Origin of the sequence: Roseomonas sp. GC11 (assembly GCF_024437745.1) — a bacterium.
In the GTDB taxonomy this organism is placed as follows: Bacteria; Pseudomonadota; Alphaproteobacteria; order Acetobacterales; family Acetobacteraceae; genus Pseudoroseomonas.
In genome coordinates, this window is record NZ_JANFNY010000143.1 from 1 (window position 1) to 6,730 (window position 6,730).

General features: G+C 70.1%; 9 protein-coding genes and 2 pseudogenes. 3 read left to right on the top strand and 8 right to left on the bottom strand.

What is annotated here, in order from left to right:
* Positions 1 to 81 precede the first annotated feature (81 nt).
* Positions 82 to 500, top strand: a pseudogene (locus tag NON00_RS23625) (transposase); the annotation flags it as partial.
* 37 nt (positions 501 to 537) lie between these two features.
* Here the strand turns inward: NON00_RS23625 and NON00_RS23630 are convergent.
* The 6 genes from NON00_RS23630 to NON00_RS23655 are packed head-to-tail and all read right to left on the bottom strand — an operon-like array spanning position 538 to position 3,653.
* Positions 538 to 1,488 carry a phage tail tube protein gene (locus tag NON00_RS23630; protein WP_256025256.1) on the bottom strand — a complete coding sequence of 317 codons (951 nt, stop codon included), beginning with the start codon at positions 1,486 to 1,488 and terminating at the stop codon, positions 538 to 540.
* A gap of 37 nt (positions 1,489 to 1,525) precedes the next feature.
* Positions 1,526 to 1,972, bottom strand: coding sequence for a hypothetical protein (locus NON00_RS23635; protein ID WP_256025247.1), 447 nt, complete (start codon positions 1,970 to 1,972; stop codon positions 1,526 to 1,528).
* Positions 1,969 to 2,691, bottom strand: a complete 723-nt coding sequence (locus NON00_RS23640; RefSeq protein WP_256025248.1) for a DUF6441 family protein — start codon at positions 2,689 to 2,691, stop codon at positions 1,969 to 1,971. The genes NON00_RS23635 and NON00_RS23640 overlap by 4 nt, the downstream gene beginning before the upstream one ends.
* Entirely contained in the window at positions 2,691 to 2,990 is a 300-nt protein-coding gene (locus NON00_RS23645) for a hypothetical protein (RefSeq protein WP_256025249.1), read from the bottom strand. The genes NON00_RS23640 and NON00_RS23645 overlap by 1 nt, the downstream gene beginning before the upstream one ends.
* Before the next feature lie 10 nt (positions 2,991 to 3,000).
* Positions 3,001 to 3,279, bottom strand: coding sequence for a hypothetical protein (locus NON00_RS23650; RefSeq protein WP_256025250.1), 279 nt, complete (start codon positions 3,277 to 3,279; stop codon positions 3,001 to 3,003).
* A 26-nt stretch (positions 3,280 to 3,305) separates the two neighbouring features.
* A complete protein-coding gene (locus tag NON00_RS23655; RefSeq protein WP_256025251.1) occupies positions 3,306 to 3,653 on the bottom strand; it encodes a DUF2190 family protein in 348 nt (115 codons plus the stop codon).
* A 110-nt stretch (positions 3,654 to 3,763) separates the two neighbouring features.
* On the opposite strand from NON00_RS23655, the gene NON00_RS23660 reads away from it, so the two are divergent.
* Positions 3,764 to 4,006 (top strand): type II toxin-antitoxin system Phd/YefM family antitoxin, encoded by a 243-nt coding sequence (locus NON00_RS23660; protein ID WP_256025252.1) that lies wholly within the window; start codon positions 3,764 to 3,766, stop codon positions 4,004 to 4,006.
* Position 4,007: 1 nt separating this feature from the next.
* The gene (locus NON00_RS23665; protein ID WP_256025253.1) at positions 4,008 to 4,427 is read left to right on the top strand and encodes a PIN domain-containing protein; all 420 of its coding nucleotides are present in this window, start codon (positions 4,008 to 4,010) and stop codon (positions 4,425 to 4,427) included.
* Between the two features lie 22 nt (positions 4,428 to 4,449).
* Here NON00_RS23665 and NON00_RS23670 read toward each other — a convergent pair whose 3' ends face one another.
* Both NON00_RS23670 and NON00_RS23675 read right to left on the bottom strand, forming a co-directional pair.
* Positions 4,450 to 6,486, bottom strand: a complete 2,037-nt coding sequence (locus tag NON00_RS23670; protein ID WP_256025254.1) for a prohead protease/major capsid protein fusion protein — start codon at positions 6,484 to 6,486, stop codon at positions 4,450 to 4,452.
* 22 nt (positions 6,487 to 6,508) lie between these two features.
* Positions 6,509 to 6,730: pseudogene (locus NON00_RS23675) on the bottom strand (hypothetical protein); the annotation flags it as partial.

Sequence of the window (6,730 nt, forward strand, 5' to 3'; positions counted from 1 at the left end):
TCCTCGACCTCTACTCGCCACAGGAATGCGCAAACTACTTCGCCAACTGCGGATATGATGCAGACTGATCGAAAAACGCTCTATGACGCTGCCAAGCGCGTCGTCGGCCGCAAGCGGCATGCCCTGGTCGATACGGATGCAGGCTCCTGATGGTGGCTGTCTCGCCTGCCTCGTTGCATGACAGTCGCGGCGGGGCTGCGGTACTGGCCGCATCCCGGCGGCCATGGCCGTTCCTGTTGCGGTGCTTCGCTGACCGCGCCTATGCCGGATCTCGCGTGGCCGATGCCTCACCCATCGCCGTGACCCTTGTCGGCAGTCCGCCCGGCCAGAAAGGCTTCGCCGTGCAGCCACGGCGCTGGGTGGTAGAACGATCCTTCGCCTGGATCGGACGATGCCGCCGTCTGGCGCGTGATCATGAAGCCACTACCAGTTCCGCTGTGGCCTTCTTCACCCTCGCTGCCGCCATGCTCCTCGTCCGGCGGCTGGCGCGGCCGTTATGAAGCGGGCTCTGATATCCGCCGAATGTAGCCGTCAAGATTAGGCGTATTCCGTCCCTGCCTGCTGGTTCTTCAGCGCGACCGTCATCATGGTGGTGGCAGTCGCGTTGTAGGCAGCGCGGAAGTCGAAGGCCGCCTCGATGCCACCCGGCCCCTCGATCGGCGTCTTGGCCAGCGCCAGATAGACCTCGTGCAGGGTGATGGTGAGGCTCCGGTTGGCATCGATGGTGTAGGCAAAGGCGAAATCGGCCGCGCTGCCATTCTGCGCCTGCGTCAGCAGCGTGGTGTCGGCAAAGCGCACTGTCACCTGCCCCGTGGCCCGGCTGATGCCGGGATCCGCCCCCTCGATCTTGCGGTCAGCCCGGATGGTGCGCACCGTCTCGACGCCGTTGGTGAAGCTGAGCTTCGCCCCCGTCACCTGCGCCAGAGCAGAACTCGAGCGGCTGATCGAGCCCTGCGCCTTGTTGAAGGCCGTGTAGGCCGCGCTGGTGGGCGTGCCGCCTGCGCTCGTCCCGGAGCGGGTCGAGCCCTGGCCGATCAGGCCGAAGCTGGCGGTGGCCGGGCCGGAGGGCGAGAAGTCGATCTCCAGCGTGTCGGCCCGCACCCCGGTGATCAGGTCATAGCTCGGCACGTCCGGATAGCCGAGTTCGATACTGTTCGAGGGCAGCGAGGCAGCGCCGGACTTGAAGCTGTGGGTGTAGTTGGTGGTGCCCGTGGTGGTGGGCGCCCCCAGCAACAGCCGCAGCCAGTGGCCGATATGGATCAGATCCACCGGCACCACCGCGGTGCCTGACACCGTCACCGTATCCAGGAAGGGCGCCGCGGCGTCGCGACTGCCGCCGAGGCCGATCACGTCCGCATCCAGCAGCGGCTGCTCGGCGCCAAGGTCGCAGGAGAGGAAGGGCAGCCGGCGGTAATTGCCGCTGGGGGCGGTGCCGTAGACCGTCTCGGGCAGCATCAGCAGGCGCGTATTGGCGCCGATGGCGCGTATTGGCGCCGATGGCGCGGGGCATGGCGGGAGATCTCCGTCAGGACAGCGGCGAGCCCGCCGCGGTGAACCAGAGGGTCACGGGGATGAGGGCCGCCCGGGCCGCGGCAGCGCCCTCGACTTCGGCATCCTCGCAGGACGCGCTGCCGGGCTGCGCCCACTCCACCGCGCCGCCGAGGGTGCGGTCGGCGGTGATCGCTGCGGCGATGGCGGTGAGCAGGGTATCCAGCAAGGCCGCGCGGGCAGTCGGCGTGGCGCCGGCCACCACCACCTCCACCTCGGCGCGGTGCTCGACGGCCCAGGCCAGTGGAGAAAGCAGCGGCGTTTCCTCTGCCGTCTCGCCATCGCGCAGCACCACCAGCCCGCCTAGCGGCAGGCGCTGCGGCACCGTCTCGTTGCGCAGCACCAGCGGCGCCGGAGTGCGGGCGGCGAGGCCGGCCTGAAGCTTCGCGTGCAAGGCAGCCAGGGCGGTCTCGCGGAGGCTCATGCTGCCCTGCCCGCCTCGGCTTCCCAGAGCGCGACAAAGCGCCGCGTCACCCGGGCGCCGGCCCGCTCGGCCGCGCCCTTCACGTCGAGCCGCTTGCGCAGCTGCACCTGCGGCAGCAGCAGGAACATCGGCACCATCCCCTGCTCCAGCAGCCCGCGCGCCCAGGCCTCGCGGCCCTTGCGGTGGGCGGTGCCCACCTCGGCCACGCCACCGGCGATCAGCCGCGTGCGGCGGCGTTTGCCGGTGGCCGTCCCCTGGCGCAGCGGCAGGCACCAGACAAAGCCCCGCCCCGAACGAAACGGCCGCAGGAAGCCCTGGCCCGAGGCCACCACCTGCGCCGGCGTCACCCGCAGCCCCTTGTCGCCGCGGCCCCGCCAGCCGCGGGCGGCATTGAAGCCCGTCGGAATGGCGAGGAAGCGCCGGCCGCCCTTGGCCCGGATCAGCGCCCCGCGCTCGAAGGCGTCGATGACATTCGGCACCTTGCTCCAGACCAGCCCGGCAGCCCGGAGCGAGACACCCGAGCGCGGGAAGATCTGGCTGCGCCAGGCCTGGGCGATCCCCCTCCCCTTGCTGGCAAAGCCGGTGGTGACCTGCTCGCGCAGCTCACGCTTCAGCGCTTCCGTCTCGCTGCGCACCGCCTGGGTGGCCGCCCGCTCGCCGGCCCGGACCTCGGCGGCCAGGGTCTGGCGCAGGTCGCCGATCGCCGCCAGGAAACGCATCACGGCCCTCCCAGGCGGCGGTTCAGCACCCGCAACAGCAGATCATGCAGGGCGGCATAGCCCAGCGTGCCCGCCAGCCAGGCCACGGCAAACAGCCACCAGCCGTCGAGATCCAACGCATGCGCCACCAGCCAGGCGCCCGTGCCGAGGCTGCCCCCGGCCATCGCATGCAGCAGGAAGGCTCCCGTCAGCAGCGGCTGATCCGCCGCGGCCAGCCGGGCCATGGTGCCGAGCGCCCCAAGCCCGGCGGCAATCAGCGCCTCGTTCAGGATGGGGCCCAGGCGCTCCGGATCGGACATGGCAGGGCTCCTATCGCTGGCAGAGGACGCGCCAGGCGAGGCCGGCGGCGTCGCGCTCGGCCTGCTGGACCATCAGGGTGTCGGTGCCGAGGGTGAAGCTGTCGCCGGGCTCGATCACCGGCAGCACGGCCATGGCCACGATGAGGATGTCAGTGGCCTGCACCAGCGTCGTGCCAAAAGCATCGGCCAACCGATCCGGACTGGCGCGCAGGACGCGGAGAGCGATCTCCGGCCCGCTGCCGCCAGCGCGATAGAGCGCCTCGCTGCCGAGGTTCGGATCCGCGGCCAATACGCCGAGCGCCGCGGCGAAGGCGCTCACGCCCCGCTCGCCGGCACGCGCAGCAACACCACGCGGACCGTCGCATCCGCGGCCAGCGCGGCCGTGGTGGCGATGCCGATCTGGAAATTGCCAGTGGCCGTGGTGGTGATGCGGCGGTTGGTGTTGTCCCAGAACACCCGGGCGCCGGCGGTGATGGCGAGGGCGGGTTCCTTGGTGAGGTCAAACACCCCCTTGGTCTGGCATTCGACCAGGGCGTTCTGCGCCCCGTCCATCGCCGCGACGCCGAACAGGGCTCCGACCAGCACGCCCTGCCCGGCCGTGACCCCGCCGGCATAGGGAATGGGGAGCGCCAGGCTGTCGCCCGGCTGGAGGTAGTTGCGCATGGGAAGGTGCTCTCCAAGGATGCTCAGGGTGCGATGGCCTGTGGTAAGGCGCAGCAGGCAAGACCCTGCACCGGGGTTGCAAAAATAGTGTTTTTCACTATTATCAGGCCATGGACACTGCCATCTCTGCCGCCGACGCCAACCGCGCCTTCTCTCGCCTGCTCCGTGAGGTCAGAGAGGAAGGCCGCAGCTTCGTCGTGACCGCCCACGGCAAGCCCGTGGCGCGGCTTGTGCCCTGCGACGCCGCCGATGACGCTCGGGGAGCTGCTCGAGCCAAGTTGCTAGCACGGCTCTCCGCCCAGCCCGCGGTCGATATCGGCCGCTGGAACCGCGACGATCTGTACGAGCGCTGAGATGCGTCTGGCGCTCGACACGAACATTCTCGCCTATGCTGAAGGTGTGAATGGCGAGGATCGGAAGGCTATTGCGCTCGATATTTTGCGCGAGTTTGACGATACGGATGTGCTGGTCCCTGCACAGGCTCTCGGCGAACTGTTTGTTGTGCTGACGCGCAAGGCCCGACGTGAACCGGCCGATGCCCGGGCCGCGGTCCTGAGTTGGTCTGACAGCTATCCGATGATCGGCACCACACCGGCGGTGATGGTGGAGGCGATGGAAATCGCCACAACACATCGGCTGGCGCTATGGGATTCCGTCATGCTGGCAGCGGCCGCCCAGGCAGATTGCCGCATGCTGCTTTCTGAGGATATGCAACACGGGTTCACTTGGCGTGGAGTGACAGTCCACAACCCCTTCGCCAGCACCAAACTCTGACGCAGGCAAAGGGCCTCAGGAATCAGGCCCCCGGGTTGAACCAGGCGCCGCGCCAATCGATGGCGCCGACGCCGAAGTCAAAGATCACGCTGACCTCGACGCCATCGACGCCCGACACTGGCCCGGTGGTGACCTGCGGCCCCTCCGCCCCGTTCAGGTAGCCATAGACATAGACCGGCGCCGAGAGCGGATCGGAAAAGAGATACCAGCGGTTGTTCTGGATCAGCGGCTCCACCAGCGGCTGCACGAAGCCGGCATAGACATTGGCCGTGCTCGTCTGCGTCGCCTGCACGGCAACCGTCAGCTGCCGCGCCGCCAATTCCTGGTTCGGCCCCACCAGCAGCCGCATCGTGGCGCCCACCGCGATCGGCAGCCCGTCCAGCGTCTTTTGCCGCATGATGGCGGCGCGGCCGGTGGCCAGGTTCGGCAGATCCAGCGCGGTGCCGGCCGAGGCCTTGTTGGCCCGGGCAGCGCCAGTGGCAAACACCGCCGCGTTGCCGGTGGTGAGCGTCGGCCCATCGCCATTGGCCAGGTTCAGTAAGCCATAGGCCGTGGCATTCTCGAAATCGGCCACGCGCCGGCCGATGGCCGCGGCGAAGTCGGTGAAGGCGCCGAGATCATCATTCACCAGCATCGGCCGCGTCACGCGGATGCGCCGGGCGAAGGTCTGCAGCAGCACGATCTCCTGGCTCTCCGACATGGTGCCGGCCTGGATTTCGCCATTCTCCAGCAGCGGCAGCAGCGTCGGGAAATCGCCGACGCGCAGATGCCGATGCGGCTTGAAGTCGCGGAAGTCGCGGCGCAGGAAGATCTGCCGGTAGCTCGGCTGGGCCGGCGCATAGGCGGCCAGCAGCATCTTGTTGGCGGCCGCCGAGAGCAGCAGCGGGAAGTCGGAACTGGTGTGGAAGGCGCGCTCGGCCAGCAGCGCCGGGTTGCGCGGGATCTGGCGTTCCCCCCGCAGGCGCAGCAATTCGCCCAGCATGTCGGAGGGCCGCCAGCCCAGGAATTCGGCGTGGCGGCCATTCCCTTGCGGCTGGTAGCCAGGCATGGCGCGGGCCGCGAGGGCCTCGGCCATGGCGTCGATCAGCACCGCCGGATCGTCATGGGCCGGGCCGCTCTCCGGCCGCGCGGGGATCGAGGGGCGCGGCGTGCCACGGGTAAAAGCGTCCCACAGCCGGCCGCGCAGCACCTCCGGCGCGATGCGCTCGCGGATGGCGCTCTGGCGCAGGCCATCGAGCAGATCCTCGGCCAGCAGCCCGCGCGCACCGGCCAGCACCGTGTCGTAGGCGGCGAGGCGCTCCAGGGCGGCGCGCTCGGCCTCAGCGCGCACAGCGTCGAGATCCGGGCTGGACGGCACAGGCGTCTCCTGGGGCGGGGTGGCGGGCGGCGCTGGGTCGGCCAGCGGGATGGTCTCGGGCATGGGGGATTCCTCATAAGGCAAGGGCGGTTCAAAGGCGGTGGCAAGAGCGCCCGCGGGCGCCTCCCCCCGCATTGCGGCGGCCGGATCGATCGGGACCGGCACGACGGAGATCTCGAAGGGCTCCCAATCCACAGCGCGGTGGATGGTCTCGCCCGTGGCCGGGTCTGGCCGCGGCTCGTAGCGGTGCACGCGGTAGCCGACACTCACCGCCCGCAGCGTGCCATCGGCCACGCGCTGCCAGACCGGCTCGACATCGGCCGCCGTGCTGAACTGCAAGGTTGCATAGCCGCGGCCAGCCTCGAGCCGCGCGGCGGTGACGCGGCCCAGCACGTCGCGCGTGCCGGCGCGGCGGTGGGTGTCCAGCACGGGTGCCCGGCCGGACCGGAGCGCCTCCATGCGCACCGCCTCGGGCCGCATGTCGAGTTCCTCGAGGATGGGACCGAGCGGCGGCACGACGTTGCGCGCCCGCGCGCCAGTGCTCCACACCACCTCGACAGTGCGCGCCGCGCGATGGACGGTGACGGGCGCGGCCAAGGCGCGGCACGCGGTGATCGACTGCCCACCGCTGGGAAGTCGATCGGGCACAGCGTCCCGCTCCGGCGCGGGGCTGGGCCCCGCCGCTTCGATCGGCTCGGTCATGGGATGCTCCTGGGGTGGCGCCTTACGGCGCGGCGAAGCCCTGCGCGTTGACGTAGACCTGCGCGCCGGGGGTGATGCAGGCGACATTCAGCGCCGTCGCCGCGCTGCCGCGCAGCGGCGTCGGAAAGGTGATCTCCACCGGCGCCGCCATCGCCGCCGGCAGCAGTTGCCGCCAGATCACCGTCGCCCCGTCCTTGATCACCACCTCCGTGGCCACCGTCGCATGCGCGTTGCGGACGTCGAT

Bases quoted from the DNA above. Each gene is read 5' to 3' on its own strand.
- NON00_RS23635 (WP_256025247.1), bottom strand. From the start codon at position 1,972: ATGAGCCTCCGCGAGACCGCCCTGGCTGCCTTGCACGCGAAGCTTCAG.
- NON00_RS23640 (WP_256025248.1), bottom strand. From the start codon at position 2,691: ATGCGTTTCCTGGCGGCGATCGGCGACCTGCGCCAGACCCTGGCCGCC.
- NON00_RS23645 (WP_256025249.1), bottom strand. From the start codon at position 2,990: ATGTCCGATCCGGAGCGCCTGGGCCCCATCCTGAACGAGGCGCTGATT.
- NON00_RS23655 (WP_256025251.1), bottom strand. From the start codon at position 3,653: ATGCGCAACTACCTCCAGCCGGGCGACAGCCTGGCGCTCCCCATTCCC.
- NON00_RS23660 (WP_256025252.1), top strand. From the start codon at position 3,764: ATGGACACTGCCATCTCTGCCGCCGACGCCAACCGCGCCTTCTCTCGC.
- NON00_RS23665 (WP_256025253.1), top strand. From the start codon at position 4,008: ATGCGTCTGGCGCTCGACACGAACATTCTCGCCTATGCTGAAGGTGTG.
- NON00_RS23670 (WP_256025254.1), bottom strand. From the start codon at position 6,486: ATGACCGAGCCGATCGAAGCGGCGGGGCCCAGCCCCGCGCCGGAGCGG.